Here is a 25189-nt window from a genome sequence, read left to right as displayed (position 1 = left end):
TATTTTATGCTATTAACATTTTGACGGACGACACCTTATGTCTGAACTTCATTTATTAAGTACCGAGCAGCTCATTACTGGCTTGCAAAACAAACAATTTAGCAGCGCAGAATTAACCGAACACTACATCAAGCGTATCGATGCGCTAGATAGCAAGATTAACAGCTTTATCACTCATACTTCTGAGACAGCACGCGCACAAGCAAAAGCAGCAGACGAGATGCGTGCTCAGGGCGATCAGCGTCCGCTACTTGGTGTACCAATGGCGCACAAAGATATCTTTTGTACCCAAGGCGTACTGACCACTTGTGGCTCAAAGATGCTACATAACTTTGTCTCACCATATGACGCGACTATCGTTTCTAACATCGATAAAGCTGGCATGATCAGCTTAGGTAAGCTCAATATGGACGAGTTTGCGATGGGCTCAGACAACAGTAGCTCTTACTACGGCACCGTACAGAACCCTTGGAACCTAGAGCGCGTCCCTGGTGGCTCGTCAGGTGGTAGTGCTGCCGCCGTTGCCGCTGGTTTTGTCCCTGTTGCTACCGGTAGTGATACGGGTGGCTCTATTCGTCAGCCTGCTTCATTTTGTGGCCTAACAGGTATCAAACCTACTTATGGCCGTGTGTCACGCTTTGGTATGATTGCCTACGCCTCAAGTCTGGATCAAGCGGGTAGCATGGGACGCAGCGCTAAAGATTGCGCCTACCTACTCCAGCCAATGATTGGTCACGATCCACGCGATGCGACTTCTATCAAATATGACATGCCTGACTATGTACAAGACATCAACGATGCCCAAGCTGCTGCTGGTGACAAACCATTTGCTGGCTTGCGTATCGGTGTGGCCAAAGAATACTTCGGTGCAGGGCTTGACAGCGAAGTTGAACAAGCATCTCGTGCTGCGCTGAAGAAGTACGAAGAGCTGGGCGCAACGATTGTAGAAGTGAACATCACTGATCCTGAAATCACGCTTGCCACTTACTACATGCTAGCGCCTGCCGAAGCATCATCGAACCTATCACGCTTCGATGGCGTACGTTTTGGTTATCGCTGTGAAAACCCAACGGATCTGATCGATCTATACACACGCTCACGCTCTGAAGGCTTTGGCCCTGAAGTACAGCGCCGTATCTTGACAGGGACGTATGCGCTATCGGCTGGTTATTTCGATGCTTACTATACCAAAGCACAGAAGATTCGCCGCTTAATCGTTAAAGACTTCGATGAAGCATTTGCGAGCTGTGATGTGATTGCTAGTCCGACTGCACCGACAGCTGCTTATAAGCTTAGTGAAGACCTAGATCCTGCAACGATGTACTTAGGCGACGTTTATACCATCGCGGTCAACCTAGCGGGTCTGCCTGCCCTCAGTCAGCCAGTTGGTTTGACGACAGAAGGCCTACCTATTGGCTTGCAATTAATTGGTAAGCACTGGCAAGAGAGTCAATTGCTCACGACTGCGCATCTGTTCCAGCAGCATACTGATCATCACCTACAACACTCTACCATCGCAAAGGAGACGGTATAATGAGTACAGCTACTACTGATAACAATGCCGTCCGTGAACACGCCGTGCGTAAAGAGCTATTTGTCGATGGCTATGAAGTGGTCATCGGTATCGAGATTCACTGCCAGCTAAATACGGAAAGTAAGATTTTCTCAAGTGCGCCGACTGACTTTGGTCATGAGCCAAACAGCCAAGCAAGTATCGTCGATCTAGGTTTGCCTGGCGTATTACCAGTGCTAAATGCTGGTGTGGTCGATCGTGCCTTAAAATTCGGTATCGGCGTCAACGCTGAGCTGGGTCTGTTTAATACGTTTGACCGTAAAAACTACTTTTATCCTGACCTGCCTAAGGGCTATCAAATTACCCAAATGGCCAATCCTATCGTGGGTGAAGGCTATATCGATGTCGTGGTCAACGAAGGGGATAAGAACGAATATCCAAAACGTATGGGTATCACTCGCGCACATTTAGAAGAAGACGCAGGTAAATCAGTGCATGACGCAGTCGACGGTATGACCGGTGTCGATCTTAACCGCGCTGGTACACCACTGATCGAAATCGTATCTGAGCCAGACATGCGCTCAGCTCACGAAGCATTGGCCTACATCAAAGCCATCCATCAGCTAGTCACGTGGCTTGGTATCTCAGACGCTGTAATGGCTGAAGGCTCATTCCGCTGTGACTGTAACGTCTCTGTGCGCAAACCAGGCGCTGATCTCGGTACACGTACTGAGCTGAAGAACCTAAACTCATTCCGCTTTATCGAGCGTGCTATCAACCGTGAGATTGAGCGTCAAATCGATATCATTGAAGATGGTGGTAAAGTCGTTCAAGCGACGATGCTATATGATCCAGAGCGAGACGAAACGCGTACCATGCGTACCAAAGAAGACGCCAACGACTATCGCTACTTCCCTGATCCTGACCTGCTACCTGTCCGTATCGAGCAGCACACGGTTGATGCCATCAAAGCAGCGATGCCAGAGCTACCTGTCGCTCGCCGTGCACGCTTTGAAAAAGCGCTTGGTCTATCAGAATATGATGCACGTATCCTGACGGGTAGTCGTCAACTTGCCGATTACTTCGAAGATGTGGTGGCTGAAATTGGTCAGTCAGATGCCAAAATGGCTGGTAACTGGGTCATGGGCGATTTGCTTGGCGCACTGAACAAAGACGACAAAGACATCGTCGACTCCCCTATCAGCGCCAAACAGTTGGCTGGCATGCTAAAGCGTATCAAAGATGACACGCTATCTGGCAAATTGGCCAAAAAAGTCTTTAGTGCCCTATATGAGCGCGAAGGTGGCAATGACGATGACGCAGCAGATAAGATCATCAAAGACAAAGGCCTCAAGCAAGAAACTGACACTGGGGCTATCAAAGCCATGGTAGAAGACGTCATCGCAAAAAATGAAGCGATGGTAGAAGAATATCGCGGCGGTAAAGAAAAAGCCTTTAATGGTTTAGTCGGTCAAGTCATGAAAGCCAGTCGCGGTAGTGCCAACCCGCAGCAAGTAAACCAAATCCTAAAAGAGCTATTGGGTTAATTTTGTAATAAGAGCCCGTTGCTTGTACTTTTATATGAAAAGTTACTATTCATTAATAAAAGTACAAGTAACTCATAAGAGGAACTCTCTTACTATGCTTGCGATGAATTTATATTAGCATTTTGATTTATACATTCTAGATACTTCATAAGCTTTTCAAATATTTCCACTTTATACATAGCTTTAGGAAAATTTTAAATGATCAATAAGTATAGCCTGAGCAAGAATGTCACGTCTATACAGTGTTTAGATTCCTTGAATTTGCAAGAAAATATGATCATTCGATATTTTAATTCTGCTTTGTTTGATAAAGGTACGGCAGAATTAAATATTATTATTGCAAATGAATTTGATGTGCGTTTGACTTTAAATGAGGGCGAACATACCTTTGATTTATTACAGCGTGCTAGAGAAGTTATGTCTCAAATAGTAGAGATGGATTTAGAGGCACACGAAAATCAGCAAAATACGATTGAAAAGTATCAGCCGTACATATATGAAGTCGAAATTAATTTGCAAGACGATGAAGTTAATCTAGAGTATGTTTCAAGCATTGTTAATGCAGCTTGGGGCATGTTTTTTAGACGTACAAAAGAAGGCAAGTGGTTTTTTGACAATATAGGTTAATGGGTTATTTGTACAATAATTAATCCTTGCAATATACATAATTTTGCGTAAAATAGTCAGTCATTCGGGGCGTAGCGCAGTCTGGTAGCGCACTACACTGGGGGTGTAGTGGTCGCAGGTTCAAATCCTGCCGTTCCGACCAAACATAGTAGTAAAGAGAAAAGCCAATCATTGTTTTCAATGGTTGGCTTTTTTTTGTGCTAAATTTGGCTAGGGATTGTATGATAGTTGATAGAGCAAACAATAATAAAAATATTGTAAGGCATGACAAGTAATCAAAAGCCAGCCGTTCATACACCTTTAGGCTAGCTTGTCTTATATCTACTTTGATTTAATAGCGTGTAGAGATGTAAATTATGAAAAGTCTTAGTAATTATTTAAATATTGAAGACACTGTTAAATTTATCAAAGAGGTAACGAAAGTACCTTTTTTTAATAAGGGTAACTTATTTGATCTTGTAGTAAAAAAGGAGCTACAGCCTATAGTTTATTTTGATGGTTATGGCTCAACATGGAGAAACAAACTATACTCACCCTACCCTGAAGATTTGAGACCATCCCAGATTCTGTGTAACTGCCATTTAGATTAAATGCCTGCTGATGCGATCATCAAACATAATCATAAAGCGATTAAGAGCAGACGTCCAGTTACGGATTGGCATCGACCACTTTTTGGATGCCTGCTGGGTTGCTAGATAGACTACCTTGAAAGCTGCGTGATCAGATGGGAACACCTTACGCTTATTCACCGCTGTCCGAATCACACTGTTCAGTGACTCAATAGCATTGGTAGTGTATATGACTTTTCTGATGTCTTTAGGGTACTCAAAGAACACTGTTAGGCCCTCCCAGTTATTGCGCCAAGACTTAACCACATGCGGATACTTATCACCCCACACCTCATCAAAGTGCTCAAGATTAGCCTCAGCTATCTCAAGCGTATCAGCGCCGTAGATGGCCTTTAAATCAGCCGCTACGGCCTTTTTATCCGTCCACGGCACAAACTTCATTGAATAGCGCACCATATGTACGATACACAGCTGGACCTGAGCGTTGGGATAAACGGTGTTAATGGCATCAGGGAAGCCCTTTAGACCGTCAACACAAGCGATTAAGATGTCTTGTACGCCACGGTTTTGAAGCTCGGTAAGAACACCTAGCCAGAACTTAGCGCCTTCATTCTCTGAGAGCCACATACCAAGCAGCTCTTTCTTACCGCTAAGATTGATGTCTAGGGCTAGGTAAATGGCTTTGTTGATGATCTGCTTGTCTTGACGTATCTTCACGACGATGCAGTCCAAATAGACGATAGGATAAACACTGCTCAGCGGCCGGTTCTGCCAAGCAGTGATGTCCTCTAATATGTTATCGGTGACTCTTGAGACAAGAGAGCTTGAAATGTCGACATCGTAGAGCTCTTTAATGCTCTCTACAATCTCGGTGGTGGTTTGACCCTTGGCGTATGAGCGAGGATAAGCAAGTGTGTGGGGCACACTTGCCCGAAGCGCAAGACGGAAGGCTATGCCTGTAGTGACGATATGATTTTATCATCGAGACCTGAGATACGGGTTTGATGCTTGCGCACGAGTGTAGGTTCAAAGTCACCATGACGGTCTCTTGGGGTGGAGATCTCAAGATCGCCTGTGTCACTGCGGACGGTCTTTTTAGTGTGGCCGTTGCGCTTATTAGGTTTATCCGCCTTTTCATGCTTGGGATAGCCGAGATGCTCTTCCATCTCGGCCTCTAAGGCAGTATCAATAAAGGATTGCATGAGCTGCTTTTGGAAGTCTTTGATGTCATCAAAGCTTTTCATGCTACCAGCCATTTGCTCGGCTAGTTTTTTAATGTCAGATTGAGTAGTCATTGCTTATTCTCCTGTTAATGGATTATAAGCAGTTACACAGTTTTTAGGAAACTCCCATGAAGTTCTATAGAACTCTGCCATTTTCTATATAGAACTATCGAATGACCTTACTTTATAAACTAGCAACCATAAGCCGTAGCAATCCAGTTACGGTAAATTATGGAGCTAGATAATGAACCACCCAAAACAGAACTCACAGGAACCGCCTAAAACCAAATCTAACAAACCTCAAAAGTGGCTTTTACTTACACTCAAAGCAGTATTCAGCATTCTATTACCTTATTTACTATCACCGCCTGTTATCAACATTCATGTCCACCACATCAACATCATGTTTTAGCGCCAACAAACTGAGCACCATCCTAGCGGATACCTGTCATCTATAGACTTTTATAGGGCGAGCCGTTAGGGTAAATGCTACACCTTTACACTGGTTTATCTTATGTCCAAGCCTGTCAATCAGCCCACATCTACCCGCCTCATAGATAACGCCCCTTGGGAGCGCTACCGCCGACCTTACGTGCGCGATTTGGCTTATGTGCTGGCGTGCCCCAATGTTTTGACCCAGTGGCTAGACTTTGCACCGCATCAAAATACACATACCGTTGCTGTGCATAGCGCGCAATTTTGGCAGACGCAATTTGAGGCGTATGAGCAACGATTAACAGAGCTAGACACCACTGCCGCCTATCAAGATCTGACTCGCTATTTACTCAAACGCCCTAGCCCCAATCGTCTGGGTTTTCATTTTGAAGGCTTACTGTCATTTTGGTTAGAGGATGGATTTGCGCGCAAGCTGCATCCGTATGAGACACTGGCTAGCAACGTGCAGCTCTATAATGGCAAGCAGACGACTGGTGAGCTTGATTTGATTTTGTATAACCATGCAGAACAGCTGGTTGAACATTGGGAGCTAGCGATTAAGTTTTTTATGGGGTCAGCACCTTTTGAACCTGTGAACTGGGTTGGCATTAACTCCAATGATAACCTACAGCGCAAAATGACGCACATGCAAACCAAGCAGTTTCGAGCGGTGTGGGTAGATACAGAAAACCACGGACAGGTAAAAATCGATAAGCGTTATGGCGTGATCAAAGGGCGATTCTTTTTACCGATTAATACAACTGATTGCGGTGATTATGATTGGCCATATTGGCTAACGCCGAATTTCCCGATACATGAATGGTGCGATAAAAGAGACATGGCAAGTCTTGCAACGATTGACACTACAGCTTTGCGAGCCGCGCATTATATTGAGTGGTTCACCAAGCGCGACTTTTATGATGAGCGAAATGCTTATGATAGTCGCCAGCAGCCGATAGTTTGGTCAGATAGCGAGCTACCTAAAACAGGTTTATATTTTGAAGGCAATCGACCAATCGTTATTTACCCAAGCCAATCAGACCAGCTCGATGAATAAATTTAGCTAACCTAAAGTTTTAAAATGATGCTGCTTAGATAATATTCTGGCCTTAACAATCGGACAGCTTTCACAGAATGCTTAATAACTCTCAATCACTTGCATCAACTCATATCTAAGCATATCGGCACTCGGCATACGCTCAGCATGGAAGCGCACCATCGCAATACCTGCACTGGCAAGCGCCTTATCTTTTTTATCATCCGCTTTTTGGCGGGCTTTGCTACTATGCGTCCAGTCATCAAGCTCGATAGCCACCAAGGTAGTCTGAGCATCGACATCCACAATCACATAGTCAACGCTCTGGCGGCAGATACGATTGAACCAAAAGCTACGCTCTGATGTCTCACTACTATTAGCCTCAATGATCCGTGACAGCTGTACTTGGACAAATATATGATACTCCGGCAGCGCATTTTTTAACTTATTAAAAAATATCACTTCCGTATCAGTCATAATCGGCATCGGCGCAAATGGCCAAATAGCCAACTCATCACCGCGCACAGGTTTTGGATCAGGCTCAACGACAGGGCGCTTCGTCAGTAGTGTTGGTAGCAGCTTCGGTAACGTAATCAGCCCTAAAAACCCAACGGCCAATACTAAAAATATAACACCAAACGACATGGTTCTACCTTATACAATATGAGAGTGGTGGGCTAATTGTCATTAGTAATAGCAATTAATAATGCACCGACCACGACAAGGCAACCTATATAGGCTGACAGGTTATACAACAACGGATTATAAAAATGGCGCTCATCTTAACTAAGGCGGCGCCAATCAGCAATCTATAAAACAAAAAACACGACAGTATTTGTCGTGTTTTCATATAAAGTAGATAAAAGCCGAATCCAGACCGTTAGAAATGCTCTAGCTTAACGCCAGTAAAGCACCCAAGCGCTGGTCGTATTTACTTTAGGGTCACTATTGATTTTATCTTTTAGTGCCAATGCTGCGACTTTACCACGTTCAGGCCCAACCACAACACGGACACCGCGACTGGTCGCACTGGTCTTGACTTGATAACCTGCTGCTCGGAACTTTTTCGCTAACTCATCGGCTTTGGCTTGGTCATTTGCTAGAGCCACTTGTACCCCAAAGCTACCTTTAGCGTCTGTTTCTTTGACTTCTTTACGCGCTTCACTCAGTTTTTGCTGCGCTTCACGTTTTGCATCGGCAGATTTCTTCGCCAGCGCTTCTTCTTGTTGGCGCTTCTTCTCACGCGCTTGTTCAGCGGCAGCCGCTTCACGTTCTAGACGTTGTACCTGTTTGCTCGATGGGATGGTGATGCTCTGACCCATTTGTAGCGCTGCTGATGGTGATAGGTTGTTGGCTTGAGCCAATACTTCTACAGGCATATTGTATTGTCTTGCCAGTTTAATGAGTCCGTCACCTTTCTTAATCTGATATTCAGAAGGCGATTTTGGTGGCTCGTTTTTTGCCGCTTCAGCTGCTTCTCTTTTTCTCTCAGCCGCTGCTTGGGCTTCCCCCTGCTTTTTTGCTTCGGCTAGTTTCTCTGCCTCCGCTTGTTTTTTGCTCTCGGCAAGTTTTTTGGCGGCTGCTTGCTCTTTTATAGCAGCTTGCCTTTGGGCTTCTTGTTGCTCTTGAACCGCTTTTTGCTTCTCGGCTTCGCTAGACTTTGTAGTATCAGTAGCAGACTGACTCTCAGTACGAGGCTGAACGGTCAGATCTGTAGTAACATCTTTTGTAGACTCTGTACTGCTGGTGTCATCAATAGCTGGCGCACTATTATCAACATATTGCTGGCTCTCAGCACGTGCCTTTGCCAACGCTTCTGCTTCAGCAACTTCCTGCTCTGTCAGAAACTCTTTTGCACGTTTTTCTTGCTCTGCAACGCGGGCTGCACGTTCTTTTTGCTTTTGCGCAAGGATACGTTTTTCTGTTTCGATATCAGTTGTGAGCGGCTGCGGAGATTCTTGCTCCGAGCTTAGTTTGTCGACCATCGCTGACATCGGCTCCGGTTGATCGCTATCGCCAATCTGTTGCACCATGGCGTATAGCATCACGCTACCGCCGATAATCATCCCAATGCCCAATAAGGCTTGTCTCGAAAAGTTCATCCGTTTACGTCTCTTAGTTGGTAATAAGGTTGATTGAGCGGCGCAGCGACTATTTCAAAGCAGTATATCAAATCGCTTCAATCATGATCTCTTACCGCCAGTTATTGTCAGTTAATGCCATCAGAGTTCAAAATTTGTGCCAACCATCTTCTACGGGTCTGGCAAATCATTTTGATTATAAAGCATATTTTTCATGCTGTCTGCTATCAGGCTACGACTAAGATTAACATTAAACCGGCACTACTTTAACTTAAATTATCATACGCTAAGGGCACTTAACGCTTCCCCAATCGTATGAAACGAGCCACATACGACGATAAGGTCTTGCGGCTGGCTCGCCTCTATCACTGCATGGGTCGCTGTATGCAGACCATCAAACGCATATATATTGGTGCTATCAACATATTTGGCCAAGACATCTTGCAGCTGTTCAGTAGTCGCGGCACGAGGGTAATCAATCTCAGCGATAAACCAGTCACTAATCGGTAAGCCTGCTTGGGTTAAGCGCTGCACAACCTTATCAATATCTTTATCACCTAACATAGAAAATAGCATTTTTATCTTTGGTGTAGGGATATCCGCTGAGCTATCTTGATTACTTTGCTTGGCTACATGCTGCTGCCAAAACGGTGATAGCTGGGCTAATAAGAACTCAACGCCTTGCTCATTATGCGCCACATCAAATAACCAATGGCGGCTATGGTTCTTACGATAATCGAAGCGACCTGCCAGTTTGACAGTTTGTAGTGCTTGCTCAATCGCATTGATACCCACATCTAATGGACTTGCTAATACTGCTGATAATGCATTGGTCGTGTTAGTTAACGATAACGCAGGACGTGGCAACTGCAAGGTAACCGCTGCATTACTGTATTGCCAAGTCGTTGCATCAATATCGCGATAGCTAAAATCTTGTCCAATCTGATAACAAGTTGCCTGCTGGGTATCGATAGCGTATTGCACGCTAGCTGGCATCTCAGTAGCACCATAAATCAGAGGAATGCCTTTGCGCAAGATACCTGCTTTTTCGCGGCCAATATCCTCGACATTGTCACCCAACCAGTCAACGTGATCGATACCAATATTGGTAATAACTGCCATGTCAGGATCAATGATATTGACCACATCTAGGCGTCCACCCAATCCTACTTCTAATACCCACACGTCACAGTCTGCCTCAGCGAATATCAATAGCGCTGCTAGTGTTGTCATCTCAAAAAACGACAATGTCAAATCACACTGTAAACGCGCTGCCTCTACTTTGCTAAAAGCTTCAATCAGGGTCTGATCGCTGACCATCTCGCCATTAATACGCACACGCTCGTTGAAAACGCTCAGATGTGGCGACTGATATAGTGCCGTCTTATAACCTGTGGCTTTACACATTTCGGCGATGACAGCAGTTGTAGAGCCTTTGCCATTGGTACCTGCCACAGTAAATACATAAGCGTCATCTTTAGCTGACTGCACCACACCTAACGCTTCTGCAACAGGCAATACACGTGACAATCCCATATCGATTGCAGATACATGAATCTGCTGCATATAATCGAGCCATTCAGTTAGGCTAGCACTTTCATTAGGACTATGGGCGTTGGGGCTGCGAAGGTCAGACATGGATAAAACCTATATAAAATTTAATAAGAGATAAAAATATATGTGCTAGCTAAAACCAAAAATAGCACTTACCGTGCAATGACGATAAATGCTATTAGGGGTCTTGCATATGCAGTAGATGTTAGCACGCAGCTAAGTCATTATGCACTCAATAAATAACTCATTATACTGAGTCATTCACCTTATCGAGCATCTCATTTTACTGAGCATCTACATTTGGTACGCGGCATAGTTTTGCAAGCAGACGATAGATTGTATCGATTAGCTGATGACGATGTACCACTTCATCCACCACACCATGCTCTAATAAGAACTCAGCGCGTTGGAACGGCTCTTCTAACGTCTCGCGCACAGTCTGCTCGATCACGCGCTTACCAGCGAAACCGATCATCGCTTTTGGTTCTGCTAGATGGATATCACCTAGCATCGCCAGTGATGCAGTTACGCCGCCGTACACCGGATTGGTCAACACCACAATATAAGGAATACCAGCGATTCTTAGACGCTCAATCGCTGCTGCCGTGCGTGCCATTTGCATCAACGATAGCAGGCCTTCTTGCATACGTGCACCGCCAGAAGCAGCAAAGCAAACCAAAGGTACTTTTTGCTCTAGGGCTTTTTCAGCGGCTTGGACAAAACGATCGCCAACGACCGAGCCCATTGACCCGCCCATAAAACGGAAGTCAAAAGCACAGGCAACGATATCAAGGTTACGCAGTTTGCCATACATCGCAACCAACGCCTCAGTCTCACCTGTTTTTTCTTGTGCTTCACTCATACGCGCAGGATATGGCTTACTATCCACAAAGCTCAATGGATCTTTTGCCGTAAATTCTTGTCCTGTCTCGCCGTCTACTTGATCAAGCAACCAGTTCAGGCGCTCACGAGCACTCATCGGTAAATGATGATCACAATGCGGGCACACATAACAGTTAAAAATCAGCGCTGTGTTGGTAATCATCGAATGACAATTGCTACACTTAGTTGACGGTTCAGTCTCTACCGCAGACAGTGGCGCAGTCAAATGCTGCTTGATGCCTGGGATAGGACGGTTAAACCATGATTGCCTATCCGTATTGCTGTTTGGCGCGGCTTTAGCAGTATTGTTATCGGGTTTTGTTATTGTATCAGTCATATTATTTGCCATCATAAAAGGCTTATTGACAAGTTTGCTCATTCGCTTGTCATTGAGAGTTTAATGGTTGTCTAAACAAAACGTCTAATACAGTCATAACATGAGCAGTCATGCGACATACTGATAAATAAATCTCGTATGTCGGTCATTTGATTATGCGCTTGTTGATAGATAATGTATTTGCCAATCAAAGTGACGAATAAATTACTGCTATCAGACACCATATAATAGTGATGTTAGTTTACACTCGTAAACTAATTTTAGCAAAGTCATTTAGTATTGTCTTCACGTAAAGCTTTTAAGTAAAGTCTTTAGGTAAACAATACTGCGATTTGACTTTGCCGTTTCAAATAACTATTTCTTCAAATAACTATCTCTTCAAGTAACAACAATATGAAAGCAATAGCTATTAAGCGCTTAAGCTGTCTAATGCTGCACGTAGCTCATCCATTTTTGCCATGATGTTTTGCTGTGCATTTGCAACCGCAGCGGTATCGTTAGCATCAATATCGGCAAAATTCTGTACCAAGGCACTACCGACGATAACGCCATCCGCATGGGTACCAATCGCTTTTGCAGAAGCACCATCACGGATACCGAAGCCGACGCATACTGGCAAGTCTGTTTCTGCTTTAATTGCTTGAACTTGGGTCGCAACGTCGTCTGTATCTAGCGTGGCTGAACCAGTCACGCCTTTTAGTGATACATAATAAATATAGCCGCCACAATGAGTCAATACTTGCTCACGGCGCTCAGGCAACGTCGTTGGCGATAGCAAGAAAATCTCATTCATCGAATGATCGGTCAAATGCTGCGTAAAGCTACCCGCCTCTGCTGGCGGCAAATCTACCATCAACAAACCGTCAACGCCTGACTGCTCGCATAGTGCCACAAAGTTGTCATAGCCAATGATTTCAACAGGATTAAGATAGCCCATTAGGATAATTGGCGTCTGCGTATCTGTTTGACGAAACTCTGCAACCATTTTTAGTGCATCACGAGTACTCGTACCTGCTGCTAATGCACGCTCGCCAGCTAAGGCAACGGTTGGGCCATCGGCCATTGGGTCAGAGAATGGTAAACCGACTTCGATCATATCGGCGCCGTGTTTCACTAAGTCGTGCAACAGACCTACCGTAGTGGTCGGATTAGGATCGCCTGCCATTACATAAGGAATCAAGGCTTTTTTATTTTGTGATTTTAAGGTTTCAAAGGTACTTTCAATTCTGGTCATAGTGGTCTCTTAATTGTTATGAAATTAATTCGTAGTTATAGAGTCACGCAATATACGCATTTTTTCTACTGACTGATCAAAGTTAGATTTAGCTTCATCTATAATAGTTTCCATTCGAGCCAATAATTCCGCATCTACTTGGCTCATAATCGACTGTTCTTGCCATATTTCTATCTTTGCTACTCGTTCCAGATAGATACTATTAGATAAGTTCTTACACTTATTGCTCAGAAACTCACGCCATGGCATTTCTCTTTTTTCGTCGCCATTACAAATATGACATGCCAGCACAAAATTATAGATATCATTGCTACCGCCATCTTGAACCGCTAATAGATGATCAAGATGTCCTTGACGACTGTTAGGGTCAATAACTACGTCACAATACGCACAACAATTACTAAAATAACACCATATTTTCTGTTTTTGCGTTTTATTCGGATGTGAATCTATAATTTGAAGCAAACTACGTTTAATCTGGTTTTTAGCCATAGAAGGTGTGACTTTTGCCATCAACCTATACCTCTTATAGGTAAAAAATAAGATAGACAGCTTAATAACTGAAAACTATAAGATTTCATTAACTATATTATTTAGCCTTCTACTTCTTTAGTAGAAGGCCTAGCCATCAATTATGGAAAATAATCACTTATTGCAAATGCTCGTTACTACAACTCAATTCCTTCCGCCTTCATCACTGAATGCAGATCCTTGTCACCGCGACCTGACATATTAACGATAATCGTCTGATCAGGGGTCATGGTTTTAGCCAGTTTCAATGCATAAGCGACAGCATGAGCAGTTTCAAGCGCAGGAATGATACCTTCTTTGCGCGTGGCCTCATGGAAGCCTTCTAGCGCTTCTTTGTCAGTACAACCGACATACTCAACACGCTTCATGTCTTTTAGAAAGCTATGCTCCGGACCGACACCAGGATAATCAAGACCCGCTGAGATAGAATGCGTCTCTTGAATTTGGCCATCATCATCTGCCATGAGGTAAGTACGGTTGCCATGTAATACGCCGATACGGCCAGCAGCCAATGGTGCTGAATGACGACCTGACTCGATACCATCGCCTGTTGCCTCGACGCCATACATTTTTACTTCAGTATCGTTTAGGAAGTCAAAGAACAAACCAATCGCATTAGAACCACCACCAACACAAGCAACCAATGCATCAGGCATTTTTCCTGTTTTTTCTAGATGCTGAATGCGTGCTTCTTTACCGATAATCGCTTGAAAATCACGAACCAATAGCGGATAAGGGTGCGGGCCTGCCACAGTACCGATAATGTAATAGGTGCTATCGACATTGGTCACCCAGTCACGCATGGCTTCGTTCATCGCGTCTTTGAGAGTACGTGAACCAGAAGTGACGGGCACAACTGTCGCGCCAAGCAAGCGCATACGATAGACGTTCATCTTTTGACGCTCAACATCGTCAGCACCCATATAGACGATACATTCTAGCCCTAAGCGTGCAGCAATCGTTGCCGTCGCTACGCCATGCTGTCCTGCACCAGTCTCAGCGATGATACGTTTTTTGCCACACATTTTGGCAAGCAATGCCTGACCAATGGTGTTATTTACTTTATGTGCGCCTGTATGGTTTAGGTCTTCACGCTTAAAGTAAATTTGCGCACCGCCAATCTCATCGCTCAAACGCTTAGCATGATACAGCGGCGTTGGACGACCGACATAATTGACCAAATCATTGTGATACTCTTCCCAGAACGCTGGGTCTGCTTTGACTTTGGTATAAAGTGTTTCTAGCTCTTCTAGAGCAGCCATTAGCGTCTCAGAGACAAAACGCCCCCCATGTACACCAAAATGACCGCGCGCATCAGGATACTGGTTGAAGTCCTGTACATTTTCAGGATTGGTAAAAGTGTTTACAGACTGTGCGGTAGCAGATAAATCTTTGTTCTCGACATGACTCATGATAATTCCTACTGTAATAAGTGGTATTTTTTAGATAACTTTAGATAACTTTAGATAAATAGAGAGAAAATAATAAAAGGGATAATAATCTAATAAGATTTAAGCAGAAAAATCGGAATAACGATCAACTAAGCAGATTATGTATGACAAATAGCCTGATACAAACCCACTTAGATGGCGCCAGTGACCGTAGCATTTTGCCATCGATCGCGTTTGACCGCTTTCATAAAGGCACGCATTTTGGCAGCGTCTTTTTTACCTTTATCAACCTCAATACCACCGCTCACATCGACGCCATAAATAGGCAAATCTAATGTCGCGGCAACATTGTCAGCATCGAGTCCACCGGCCAAAACGATTGGTAGTGCGCTGTCATGTGGAATGAGACTCCAGTCAAAACGCTGCCCTGTACCACCATATACATCTTGATGATAAGCATCCAATAAAATACTACTAGCACCTGCGGTCGCAAATTGGTTAATTTGGGCGCGAACGCTATCGAGACTGTCTTGCTCTGTATTGATACGCAATGCTTTGATCCAGCGTTTATTGACCATACCTGCCAACTGTTGGCATTGCTCATGCGTTTCATCACCATGGAACTGGATAACATCAAAAGAGACGTTATTTGCTAATTTGAGCAGCTCATCTTTAGGCATATTGACTACCAGTGCCACTACGCTGACAAAAGCAGGTACGGCAGCGCTCAGGGTTTGCGCCTGCGCTATTGTGACCGCACGTGGACTTGGTGGATAAAACACCAAACCCACTGCATCTGCACCTAGCTGTGCCGCAGTCTGTATATCACCAAGCTGAGTAAACCCGCAAAACTTAACGTGCATTTTGTGACCTTGCGTTTCATGGTACTGAATATGACACCGATTATAGCGGCATCAGATAGGTTCAAGCCAAAGATAAATCGTTAGATGTGATGAGGTTTTGTTAACCAAACGGCAAAGCCATTGCATCCAAAAACTTATCCTAGCATACTTTTATCCTTAGTTTTGTTTATGATTGCGATTGATTAATATAGGGATACTTTGATGTCTAAGACTGCACAGACAGCCGCTACTGATACTGATACTGATACTGGCGACAATGCTACTAGCAAAAATCCAGCACATTACTTGATGTGGTTTCGTCGTGACCTACGTATCCATGACAATACTGCTTTAGCAGCGCTTTGTGAACGTGCAAAGGAAGACAACGCCTCAGTGTCTGCCGTATTCTTTTTGACGTCTGAGCAGTGGCAAGCGCACGATACGTCTCTTGTACAAGTTGATCATATTGCTCGCACGCTACCTATTCTAGCAAAGGACTTGCAATCGCAACTGAACATCACTTTAACAGTACAGCTCTGCCCAAGCTTTACTGACTGTATAGAGGCGCTCACGACTTTTTGCAATGACAATGAAATCAGCTGCGTCATGGCCAATCACGAGTATGAAGGCAATGAGATTGATCGTGATGAACAATTAAGCAAACAACTTGCAAAAGGCGATATCGAGTTCGTCCGCTGGCATGACCAATGCATTTTGCCACCAAAAACTATCACGACCAATGATGGCGATAGTATGTATAAGGTTTTTACGCCGTTTTATAAAAAATGGCGACATACATTGGACGTCAGCACCATTCAAATGCATGAAGCACCCGCAGTGGATAGCGATTATAAAATCAAACTACCATCATCGCAAACGTTTGCCAATACAATCGACAAGATCAAATCACTAAGTGAGAAGATGCTCAGTGACTACCAGCAGACATTAGAAAAGAACGAGTCATTGCAGCATATCGATATGATAGCTCAGCTTGACCGCGCAAGAGACGCCTATCCTGCAGGTGAATCTGCCGCTTGCCAGCGTCTAGAGGCATTCGTCGATGATGATATCAATAATTATGATGTGAGCCGTGATGTCCCCCATCTGCATGCAACCAGTCAGCTATCGGCTTACCTCACCATAGGCTCTATCAGTCCTAGATTATGCTATCTACAGGCGAGCAAAGCACAAGAAAATCTACACGGTAATGACGGTGATAATGAAGACATCAATCGCTGGATAAGTGAGCTTGCGTGGCGAGACTTTTATCGCCATGTACTGGTCGAAAAACCAAATCTGATTCGTCATAAAGCTTATAAAGAAGATACCGACAATAAGGTTAATTGGTCATATGACAATGATGATTTTGAGACATGGTGCACTGGTAAGACAGGCGTACCGCTCGTAGATGCAGCAATGCGTTGCCTGAATGCGACAGGTTTTATGCATAATCGCCTGCGAATGGTCACCGCGATGTTTTTGACGAAGGATTTATTGATTGATTGGCGCTTGGGTGAGCGTTACTTTATGCAGCAGCTGATAGATGGCGATTTTGCGTCCAATAACGGCGGTTGGCAATGGAGCGCGTCGACAGGTACGGACTCAGCGCCCTACTTCCGTATTATGAACCCCTTTAGCCAAGCCAATACGCATGATCCTAAAGCTCTGTTTATTAAAACTTGGCTACCGGAGTTAAAAGATATTCCTAACAGTATCTTGCACAACGAAGACAAGATGCGTAAGGAATTGGCAAAAGGTGGTAAGTTTGCCGAGGTCGACTATCCTGCGCCAATGGTCGAGCATAAATCAGTACGCAAGCTAGCTATCGCCGAATTTAAAAAATAGGCTTAATTTTAGAAAACAACCAGCAGACTAGCTATTGGTAGTGACTGGCAACTGGCACGCGCCTGCACCCTGAGTGGTAACCGTCACTACCGCTCCCGTGAGTGCAAATAGCTGCTGCAATTGTGTTTGCGCATTTTGCAATGCCATATTCATGACATCACCTCGGCAGGCACGCTCAAGCACTTCTTTTTTTGCCATGGTCTGTGCTTGTGCCAATATCTTAGGATCGACTTGCATCATGCCAAAAGCCCCTGTCTGCCAGTCATAAATCTCGATATCATCCAGATATACTGAAAATATCTCTGTAGGCGGCAAAGTAATATTGATTTGCGGCCTAGTGGCAACTGATGAATTGGCATCAGCTACTTGCTCTTCGTCTGCATTAGCTTGAGCAGGTTGCACCACTTGTACCATCTCAGGTGTCAGTGCACTCAGATCAACGCCTGCCTCTACGCGACCATGAGCGACAAACAATGCCTTTTGCTCATCCTGCCATAGCTTCATCCAGCTCCCAGGTCGCTCGCTCGTAATCACTGTATCAACGCTGAATGCGACGGTATGTAAGCGATTTAACTGCTGAATTTGCGTAACCACCCCTTCGCGAGTAATAGTTTCTATCGGCGCTTCTTCTAGTTTGTTTTGCGCGCTATAAATAGCAAAGGCAATCGCTGCTAGACCGATAAGTAATATCACCCATGACATTGTCGCAATAGGTCGTTTCGCAGGCTTTTGAGTGGCATTAGCGTTATTCATATCAGGATTATCCATAGAAGCTACCTTTATAATGTTGCATCGTTTGGTAAGGCTAAGAGCGTTGTAAAAATAGAACAGATGCTTAGTCTATAGATGCGACTATTGTGCAGTAACTTCAAGTAATGGCTACCATTCCTCTACATAACTTTATCTATAAACCTCTACGCAATCATCTTAATAAACTGTCTCTTAAGTCATCAGTGCTTTTGCTATAAAATCATACGAATAGCTCAATTATTTATCCCTTATTGAATCCTTTGCATCACGTTCGGTCTGAAAAGACAAAAAGTCATTGCGTCTTAGGCGAACTTTACCTAACATAGTCAGATTGTATGAATAAAATGTCAGTCTCAAAGCATTTATCAGGGTTTTGACCTGAATATATTGCATTTTTGGCATATTGATACATCAAGTCAAATTTGCCTCTCTTTTATGAGAGTGGTTTTTACTGATGTGCTTTGTATATAAGCAGGTTGGTAACTAGGAAATACCCTAGATTATTGCTAAGTGATAAAGGTAAGCTTGCGGCGGCAATGAAACGATTAGCCATACGCTCAACATCCTACTATTTCTTATTTTTTTATCGTTGATAAGGTTACGCTTTATTTATGAAAGCCAGTCAATTTTTATTTGCCACACTAAAAGAAACCCCAAGTGACGCCGACATCGCCTCAAGCCAATTGATGGTGCGTGCTGGTCTTATCCGCAAGATTGCTTCTGGATTGTATATTTGGTTGCCTATGGGTCTGCGCGTCTTGCAAAAGGTCGAACGCATTGTTCGTGAAGAGATGCAAAACGTCGGTGCACAAGAAGTGCTAATGCCGATGACTCAGCCTGCTGAACTTTGGCAGACGACCGGACGTTTTGATGATTATGGTCCTGAGCTATTGCGCTTCAAAGACCGTCATGATCGCGACTTTGTACTTGGTCCAACGCACGAAGAAGTCATCACCAATCTAGCACAAAGTGAGCTACGTAGTTATAAACAACTACCGATTACCTTCTTTCAAATTCAAGGTAAATTCCGTGACGAGATTCGTCCACGCTTCGGTGTGATGCGCGCACGTGAATTCACCATGAAAGATGCTTACTCTTTCCATGTGGATCAAGCCTCATTGGCCAAAACTTACCATGATATGTATGACGCTTATACACGCATCTTTACCCGCTTGGGCTTAGATTTCCGTGCGGTACAAGCAGATACAGGCTCTATCGGTGGCTTTGCTTCACATGAGTTCCATGTATTGGCAGATAGCGGCGAAGACGATATTGCGTTTTCGGACTCATCTGACTATGCAGCCAACGTAGAGCTAGCAGAATCTGTCAGCACCGCTGAGCGTCAACCGCCGAAAATGGAGCGTGAAGACGTTCTGACCGAAGGCATGACCAGCTGTAAAATGGTTGCTGAACACTTGGACATCCCGTTAGAAACGACGGTGAAAACTTTAATAGTTCATGGTCATACTGAGAATGATGAGCCACAATTGATTGCTATCGTATTGCGCGGCGATCATCAGCTCAATACTATCAAAGCTGAGAAAATCGAAGAAGCCAACGTACCATTGACGTTAGCATCTGACGAAGAGCTAAAAGCGGCAGGCCTGCACAAAGGCTATATCGGTGTTAATTTAGATATGCCTGTATTCGTTGATCGTTCGGCAGCTGCGTTATCAGATTTTGTTTGCGGTGCCAATGAAGTGAACAAACATACTATCGGTATGAACTGGGCACGTGATACTCGCATTACTCGCATCGTTGATGTACGCAATGTACAAGAAGGCGACCCTTCTCCTGATGGTAAAGGCAGCCTAAAAATCAAACGCGGTATCGAAGTCGGTCATATCTTCCAGTTGGGTGATAAATACTCACAAGCGATGAACTGTACGGTTTCTGGTGAAGATGGCAAACCTGTTACCTTGATGATGGGCTGTTATGGTATTGGCGTTAGCCGTATCATTGCCGCTGCTATTGAGCAAAACAATGATGAAAACGGTATCATGTGGCCAAAAACACCAACGGTTGATGATTCGATCGCTCCTTTTGAAGTCGCCATCATCCCGATGAAGTCTAAAGAAGAGACGGTCATGCAGACGGCAACCGCCCTGTATGAAGAGTTAAAAGCTCAAGGCATCAACGTACTACTGGACGATCGTAATGAGCGCCCAGGCGTTAAGTTTGCTGATCTTGAGTTGATTGGTATTCCGCATCGTATTGTCGTTTCTGATCGTAACTTGGCGGAAGACAAGTATGAGTACGTCAATCGCCGTGAAGCTGAAAAACAAATGCTGAGCCGTGAAGAAGTCATGGCAAAAGTAAGCGGTAAATAGTCTTATAATTAAAGACTATATAACAAAAAGTGCCTATTTCATCATGTGAGATAGGCGCTTTTTTATGGGCTTAAAAACTATTTAACATTGTATTTTTATTCACATTGTATTTTTAGCGAGAACTTACTGGCGGATTAAACGGCTTGGCTTAGGCAATAGACTGATATCACTAACACGGCAAGGATTGATATCGATACCGCCGCGGCGCGTATACCACGCCCGTACCATTAGCTCGCTTGGCTGATAGTATTGGCTTAAATCAGCAAATATCTGCTCGACACACTGCTCATGAAAACCATTGTGCTGACGGAAGCTCAGTATATAACGCAGCATATTTGCATTATTAAAAGGCTTATCAGTCGTTATCGAAACGGCCAACGTGCCCCAATCTGGTTGATTGGTCACTGGACAATTACTACGCAGTAGATTGGAATAAAAAGTATACGGCTGCGTACCATCACTTGCCACGCTTTCGTCGCGCGTCTCTACTTCGTTAGTACTCAGCAGTGACGCATCAGGATGTTCCGTTAACGCAACTTTATCCGTGTTGCCTGCCAATGCTTCATCAATACAAACACCCTCAGGCTGAGCAATTAATAACGCTGTTTCGTTACCATTTAAATCATCATTCAAGCCAAATAATGCTACCTGTACGTCTGCTTGTAAACAAGCTGATAGGTCTTTCGCAATCAACGCTTGTACGTCGTTCCAACTGGCGAACTCGGTAAAGTTAATACTATTCAAATATAGCTTGAGCGATTTTGATTCTACGATAAACGGTGAGCTAGCAGGGATACTAAAGCGTGCAATCGCTACTTGCGAGATACCTTGCGGATTTAACCAAGATATCTCAAAAGCATGCCACCAATCGACACCAACGGTTAGCTTGTCGTCTTGCCAACCAATCGCATCACGTCCCATGCTACGCGCAATCGGATATAGCGTCTCTGGGCTATACTCAGTTGGATAGTCTGTAGTTTGCTCACCCAAGATACCGTGAATACTCATCTGTCTTCCTAATATTAAACGTTTAAAATTTGCTCTACATAATATGCTTAGCGAATAATACACACTACAAACGTACGCGCGAGCCGTTACTTAGCAAGCGATAAGCAATGGTATAAAATATCGCACAGAACACAAAAATAGCCGCCATCGAATACCAAACATTGACATCAGAGTAGCCAAGAATACCGTAACGGAATGAGTTGACCATATAGACGATAGGATTCAATAGCGAGATATTTTGCCAAAATGGCGATAAATTCTCCATCGAATAAAACACACCGCCAAGATAGGTCAATGGCGTCAATACAAAACTCGGAATAATAGAGATATCATCAAACGAGCGTGCAAATACCGCATTGATAAAACCACCTAACGAAAACAAGATAGACGTGCCAAGTACCGTAAATATAGTCACAAATAAATGCTCGATACCAAGATCGGTAAAGAACAGCGCCACTATCGAGACAATCAAACCGATAGCCAGTCCACGGAAGATACCACCACTGATATAACCCATCAAAATAGCATGCTTAGATACAGGCGAGACCAAAAGCTCTTCGATACTAGACGTGAACTTAGCACTAAAGAAGCTTGAGACGACGTTAGAGTAACTGTTAGTGATGATCGACATCATAATCAAGCCAGGCACGATAAACTGCATGTATGGCACGCCGCCCATCTCACCCACACGCGAGCCAATCATCTTACCGAAGATGACAAAATACAAACTCATCGTGATAACTGGCGGTAGTAACGTCTGCGGCCAGATACGTAAAATACGGCGTACTTCTTTGAACCAAATAGTACGAAACGCAATCCACTTTTTACTCAATGACATTGTTTTATTATGATCGATTAGTTCCTGACTCATAACCCCGCCTCCTTCATGCTATCTGCACTTTGAATGTTTTTGTCTACCAAGCGCATAAATAACTCTTCTAGTCGGTTGGCTTTATTGCGCATGCTCGCCACACTGATACCTTTCTCAGACAACTGATCAAAGACACCGTTTAGTGACTCACCTTCTGTCAAGGTAACTTCTAACGTTTGCTCATCTGGTTGCGAGACCCCTGTCACTCCTGTCAGAGCCAACTGCTCAGTGAGCGGCGTATCTAAATCAAATACAAATGTCTCTACCGACAGCTGCGCCAGTAGCTCTTTCATTTCTGTATTAATACGAATCTCACCATGATCCAAGATCGCAATGCGTTTACACAATTGCTCAGCTTCTTCGAGATAATGAGTCGTCAGAATAATAGTGGTGTTTTCTTCGATATTAATCTGCTGCATGAATTCCCACATCGAGCGGCGTAGCTCGATATCGACACCCGCTGTTGGCTCATCAAGAATCAATAATTTTGGCTTATGAATCAATGCTCGCGCAATCATCAGACGACGTTTCATACCGCCAGATAATTCGCGTGATTTGCTATCACGCTTATCCCACAGTCCCAATGCTGTAAGTAACCTTTTTGCCCTTGGTTTGGCTTCTTTTGCCGGAATACCAAAATAACCCGCTTGTGTAATTAGGATATCTTCGACTTTTTCGAACATATTAAAGTTAAATTCTTGCGGTACAACGCCAAGGTATTGCTTGGCAATCGAAGGGTTCTCTAATAGATCTGTACCAAAAATATGGACGCTACCGGTGGTTGGCTTAAACAATGAGCTGATAATACCAATCATAGTAGATTTACCTGCGCCGTTTGGCCCGAGTAACGCAAAGAATCCACCTTGTGGTACCGTTAAATCAACCCCTTTTAATGCCGAAAACCCATTATCGTAGGTCTTGGATAGGTTTTTTATGGAGAGTGCTGGTGCATCAGACATGAAGACCTCTTTATTTGTTATCAATTTATATAAAATGCGATTTTAGAATAATAGGCCGTGTTGAACATTCGACTATCATTATCATATAGGCAAAAGCCGTATAAGAATGTTCAACACACTCTACTATCTAAAGGTGACAATGTACGGTAATAAACGAACTAATCTCATAAAATGAGGCTACTCATGGCGAATTTCAACTGCCTTATATTCGAAGTACCGTATTAATAATACTCATCATGAAAAAGCGCCTATCTCATCACTGAAATAGGCGCTTTATAGATAACTATCGTAAAAGCTTGGAAGGTAATCAACAAAGATTAGCTTGCTTCTGCGACCATATAATCTACGGCATTTTGAACTTCTTCATCAGGAATATCCGCGCCACCTTTGGCAGGCATCGCATTGAAACCATTGATAGCATGGGTATATAGCGTATCTTTACCTTTTGCGATACGTGGGCCCCAAGCGCCAGCATCACCAAAGATAGGAGAGCCTAGCAAGCCTGCTGTATGACAAGTATGACATACGGCGTTATATACCGCTTTACCGTCACGAGGACCGTCGCCAGCAGCTGGGCCAGATGAGCGTGCCGTTACATCACAAGCTTCACCATCTTCAAAACAGATATTGGCAACAGGCTGGATACGCGCAATCAGATTAGGGTACAAAGCAATTAGCTTCTGTACTTGCGGCGTATCTTGTGGAATTGGCTCTTCATCAGCGGCAGGCGCTGCAGCGGCAGTTTCTTCGCCTTCTGCTGGAGCGGCTTCGTCAGTGGGTGCAGCACCATTTGTCGTATCTGCAGCAGCTTGGGTATCGTCACCTAGCGTTTCAGGAGCAGCTTCTACGACCTCTTGGCCTTCTGCTACGTCTGATGCAGTTACAGGAGTGTCTACAACATCTTCAGCTTGGCTCACCGCGATACTAGCGATTCCTAGAATGGCAGCTGCCGATAACATAACTACTTTTCTCATTCGTCACGTTCTCTTATTACGTATACAAGGACTAGCACGGCTCGGACATTCTGTCTGTCCTTCTTTGACGACCTCTAAGTCTTCAATAGCAGACAGCCATCCCGCGTGCCAGCGCACTTGCAATCGGTGATTATAAATATGAATTCTCCCCAACATTATAAGGGAAAAGGCAGGTAAATTGCCATGCTTGTTTAATGACTTGGCTGTTTTTTCTTAAAAAACCTCAATCGCGACTGTCATTTATTGGCTTTATGCTTTTTATTTGTTAGACTAAGCGGTCTTTATTTCTAGACACCTTATGCTAATTATCATACGCATCTAAGCGTGACAGTCAGACATATCGTTATCATATGCGCTCGTAGCTCAGTTGGATAGAGTATCGGTCTCCGAAGCCGAGGGTCGTGGGTTCGATTCCCGCCGAGCGCACCACTATTTATAGCTTAAGTTTTGTTCAAATGTTACCTCAAGCATTATATTGTTTGAGGCTTTTTTATGTCTGAAAATTTCTTTGAAGTATTTATTTATAAGGGTTAGTGGTTATATATTCATCAACTCTTAAGAGGCTGTCCACTCTCTAATAATATAATCACGATAAGTTTGCATGCATGTACTCTACCTTTTAAAAATCGGTGACCAAGTGCTCGGTGACC

Annotated in this window: 19 protein-coding genes, 2 tRNA genes and 1 pseudogene; 8 read left to right on the top strand and 14 right to left on the bottom strand. The window is 44.0% G+C overall.

Going from position 1 to position 25189, the window contains the following annotated elements:
• Positions 1 to 37 precede the first annotated feature (37 nt).
• The 4 genes from gatA to ACS8FA_RS17985 all read left to right on the top strand — a co-directional run bounded on the left by gatA (position 38) and on the right by ACS8FA_RS17985 (position 3829).
• Entirely contained in the window at positions 38 to 1534 is a 1497-nt protein-coding gene (gene gatA, locus ACS8FA_RS18000) for an Asp-tRNA(Asn)/Glu-tRNA(Gln) amidotransferase subunit GatA (RefSeq protein WP_439266375.1), read from the top strand.
• Positions 1534 to 3060: an Asp-tRNA(Asn)/Glu-tRNA(Gln) amidotransferase subunit GatB gene (gene gatB, locus ACS8FA_RS17995; protein ID WP_439266374.1), complete on the top strand. Its 1527-nt coding sequence runs from the start codon at positions 1534 to 1536 to the stop codon at positions 3058 to 3060. The genes gatA and gatB overlap by 1 nt, the downstream gene beginning before the upstream one ends.
• A gap of 198 nt (positions 3061 to 3258) precedes the next feature.
• The gene (locus ACS8FA_RS17990) at positions 3259 to 3687 is read left to right on the top strand and encodes a hypothetical protein (protein WP_439266372.1); all 429 of its coding nucleotides are present in this window, start codon (positions 3259 to 3261) and stop codon (positions 3685 to 3687) included.
• Between the two features lie 65 nt (positions 3688 to 3752).
• Positions 3753 to 3829 (top strand) — tRNA-Pro (locus ACS8FA_RS17985).
• Positions 3830 to 4268: 439 nt separating this feature from the next.
• Here ACS8FA_RS17985 and ACS8FA_RS17980 read toward each other — a convergent pair.
• Positions 4269 to 5551 (bottom strand): annotated as a pseudogene (locus ACS8FA_RS17980) (IS256 family transposase).
• A 442-nt stretch (positions 5552 to 5993) separates the two neighbouring features.
• On the opposite strand from ACS8FA_RS17980, the gene ACS8FA_RS17975 reads away from it, so the two are divergent.
• Positions 5994 to 6971 (top strand): DUF1853 family protein, encoded by a 978-nt coding sequence (locus ACS8FA_RS17975; protein WP_439267093.1) that lies wholly within the window; start codon positions 5994 to 5996, stop codon positions 6969 to 6971.
• Between the two features lie 81 nt (positions 6972 to 7052).
• On the opposite strand, the gene ACS8FA_RS17970 is transcribed toward ACS8FA_RS17975, so the two are convergent.
• From ACS8FA_RS17970 to ACS8FA_RS17935, 8 genes are all read right to left on the bottom strand, one after another.
• On the bottom strand, positions 7053 to 7595 hold the full coding sequence (locus tag ACS8FA_RS17970) for a DUF2726 domain-containing protein (protein WP_134292773.1): 543 nt from the start codon (positions 7593 to 7595) through the stop codon (positions 7053 to 7055).
• Positions 7596 to 7846: 251 nt separating this feature from the next.
• A complete protein-coding gene (locus ACS8FA_RS17965) occupies positions 7847 to 9052 on the bottom strand; it encodes an SPOR and LysM peptidoglycan-binding domain-containing protein (RefSeq protein ID WP_134292772.1) in 1206 nt (401 codons plus the stop codon).
• Between the two features lie 258 nt (positions 9053 to 9310).
• The gene (folC, locus tag ACS8FA_RS17960) at positions 9311 to 10669 is read right to left on the bottom strand and encodes a bifunctional tetrahydrofolate synthase/dihydrofolate synthase (RefSeq protein WP_439267091.1); all 1359 of its coding nucleotides are present in this window, start codon (positions 10667 to 10669) and stop codon (positions 9311 to 9313) included.
• A gap of 199 nt (positions 10670 to 10868) precedes the next feature.
• Entirely contained in the window at positions 10869 to 11816 is a 948-nt protein-coding gene (gene accD / locus ACS8FA_RS17955) for an acetyl-CoA carboxylase, carboxyltransferase subunit beta (RefSeq protein ID WP_201556172.1), read from the bottom strand.
• A 397-nt stretch (positions 11817 to 12213) separates the two neighbouring features.
• Positions 12214 to 13038, bottom strand: a complete 825-nt coding sequence (gene trpA / locus ACS8FA_RS17950; protein WP_238052030.1) for a tryptophan synthase subunit alpha — start codon at positions 13036 to 13038, stop codon at positions 12214 to 12216.
• Between the two features lie 24 nt (positions 13039 to 13062).
• Positions 13063 to 13551, bottom strand: coding sequence for an HNH endonuclease (locus ACS8FA_RS17945; protein WP_439267089.1), 489 nt, complete (start codon positions 13549 to 13551; stop codon positions 13063 to 13065).
• Between the two features lie 155 nt (positions 13552 to 13706).
• The gene (gene trpB, locus ACS8FA_RS17940) at positions 13707 to 14981 is read right to left on the bottom strand and encodes a tryptophan synthase subunit beta (RefSeq protein ID WP_057758619.1); all 1275 of its coding nucleotides are present in this window, start codon (positions 14979 to 14981) and stop codon (positions 13707 to 13709) included.
• Positions 14982 to 15151: 170 nt separating this feature from the next.
• The gene (locus tag ACS8FA_RS17935; protein ID WP_439267097.1) at positions 15152 to 15853 is read right to left on the bottom strand and encodes a phosphoribosylanthranilate isomerase; all 702 of its coding nucleotides are present in this window, start codon (positions 15851 to 15853) and stop codon (positions 15152 to 15154) included.
• 171 nt (positions 15854 to 16024) lie between these two features.
• On the opposite strand from ACS8FA_RS17935, the gene ACS8FA_RS17930 reads away from it, so the two are divergent.
• Positions 16025 to 17647, top strand: coding sequence for a cryptochrome/photolyase family protein (locus ACS8FA_RS17930; RefSeq protein WP_439267087.1), 1623 nt, complete (start codon positions 16025 to 16027; stop codon positions 17645 to 17647).
• Between the two features lie 27 nt (positions 17648 to 17674).
• Here ACS8FA_RS17930 and ACS8FA_RS17925 read toward each other — a convergent pair whose 3' ends face one another.
• Positions 17675 to 18415: a DUF4230 domain-containing protein gene (locus ACS8FA_RS17925; protein WP_439267085.1), complete on the bottom strand. Its 741-nt coding sequence runs from the start codon at positions 18413 to 18415 to the stop codon at positions 17675 to 17677.
• Between the two features lie 593 nt (positions 18416 to 19008).
• Between ACS8FA_RS17925 and ACS8FA_RS17920 the strand changes: the two genes are divergently transcribed.
• On the top strand, positions 19009 to 20727 hold the full coding sequence (locus ACS8FA_RS17920) for a proline--tRNA ligase (protein WP_439267083.1): 1719 nt from the start codon (positions 19009 to 19011) through the stop codon (positions 20725 to 20727).
• A 123-nt stretch (positions 20728 to 20850) separates the two neighbouring features.
• On the opposite strand, the gene queF is transcribed toward ACS8FA_RS17920, so the two are convergent.
• The 4 genes from queF to ACS8FA_RS17900 all read right to left on the bottom strand — a co-directional run bounded on the left by queF (position 20851) and on the right by ACS8FA_RS17900 (position 24539).
• Positions 20851 to 21735 (bottom strand): NADPH-dependent 7-cyano-7-deazaguanine reductase QueF, encoded by an 885-nt coding sequence (gene queF, locus ACS8FA_RS17915; RefSeq protein ID WP_439267081.1) that lies wholly within the window; start codon positions 21733 to 21735, stop codon positions 20851 to 20853.
• A 64-nt stretch (positions 21736 to 21799) separates the two neighbouring features.
• Positions 21800 to 22573 carry an ABC transporter permease gene (locus ACS8FA_RS17910; RefSeq protein WP_439267095.1) on the bottom strand — a complete coding sequence of 258 codons (774 nt, stop codon included), beginning with the start codon at positions 22571 to 22573 and terminating at the stop codon, positions 21800 to 21802.
• A 29-nt stretch (positions 22574 to 22602) separates the two neighbouring features.
• Positions 22603 to 23565, bottom strand: a complete 963-nt coding sequence (locus ACS8FA_RS17905) for an ABC transporter ATP-binding protein (RefSeq protein WP_057758608.1) — start codon at positions 23563 to 23565, stop codon at positions 22603 to 22605.
• A gap of 317 nt (positions 23566 to 23882) precedes the next feature.
• Complete coding sequence (locus tag ACS8FA_RS17900; protein WP_439267079.1) at positions 23883 to 24539, bottom strand: c-type cytochrome; 657 nt, start codon at positions 24537 to 24539, stop codon at positions 23883 to 23885.
• Positions 24540 to 24891: 352 nt separating this feature from the next.
• Between ACS8FA_RS17900 and ACS8FA_RS17895 the strand changes: the two genes are divergently transcribed.
• Positions 24892 to 24968, top strand: a tRNA-Arg gene (locus tag ACS8FA_RS17895).
• The last annotated feature ends 221 nt before the right edge of the window (positions 24969 to 25189 follow it).

Origin of the sequence: Psychrobacter sp. 1Y1, assembly GCF_051847395.2 — a bacterium.
Classification (GTDB): Bacteria; Pseudomonadota; Gammaproteobacteria; order Pseudomonadales; family Moraxellaceae; genus Psychrobacter.
Note: the sequence above shows the minus strand (reverse complement) of the source record. Positions and strands in the feature narration are given on the sequence as shown.